Consider the following 731-nt stretch of genomic DNA (forward strand, 5'->3'; position numbering starts at 1 on the left):
CTGGCCTTCCACGCCGGATACGACGAGCAGACCACGGACGTCTACACCGCCCAGTTCGTCCTGGAGCTGACCGGCGCCCTCGATGTCGAGCGCCTGCACGACGCTGCCCGGCAGCTACTCGACCGGCATGCCAACCTCCGCGCCGCACTGCGGAAGGCGGCGGACGGAACCCCGTACCAGGCGATCGTCCGGCTCGCTGAAACCCCCTTCGAGATCTGTGACCTCTCCGCCGGCCCTGATCCCGAGGGGGCGGCGACTGCGGTCGCGGTGGAGGAGCGGAGGCGCGGGTTCGACCTGTCGAGGCCCCCGCTGCTGCGATGGGTGCTGGTCCGGCTCGGCGAAGACCGGCACCACCTGATCCTCACCAACCACCACATCCTGCTCGACGGCTGGTCCATGCCGGTCCTGTTCCGGGAACTCCTGGCGCTCTACCGCCGAGACGGTGCCGCGCTTCCCGCAGTGCGCCCCTTCGGCGACTACCTCTCCTGGCTGGCGGAGGCGGACCGGCCGGCCGCGGAGGCGGCCTGGCGGGAGGCGCTGGCGGGGGTGGAGGAGCCCACCCTGGTGGCGCCGGGCTTCACCGCCGCGCAGACGCAGGTCCCCGAGCGCTGCGAAGCGCGTATCCCCGAATCGGTGGTCGCGGAGCTGACCGCGCTCGCCCGATCCTGGGGCGTCACGCTCAACACGCTCGTCCAGACGGTGTGGGGCGTCCTGGTGGGCGGGCTCACCGG

1 protein-coding gene is annotated in these 731 nt (G+C 72.4%); it reads left to right on the plus strand.

The window, feature by feature from the left end; genetic code table 11:
- A partial coding sequence (locus tag FKN01_RS32270; protein WP_260697104.1) for a condensation domain-containing protein occupies nt 1–731 on the plus strand: 731 nt, incomplete at both ends.

The organism is Streptomyces sp. 130 (genome assembly GCF_007096885.1).
Lineage (GTDB): Bacteria > Actinomycetota > Actinomycetes > Streptomycetales > Streptomycetaceae > Streptomyces.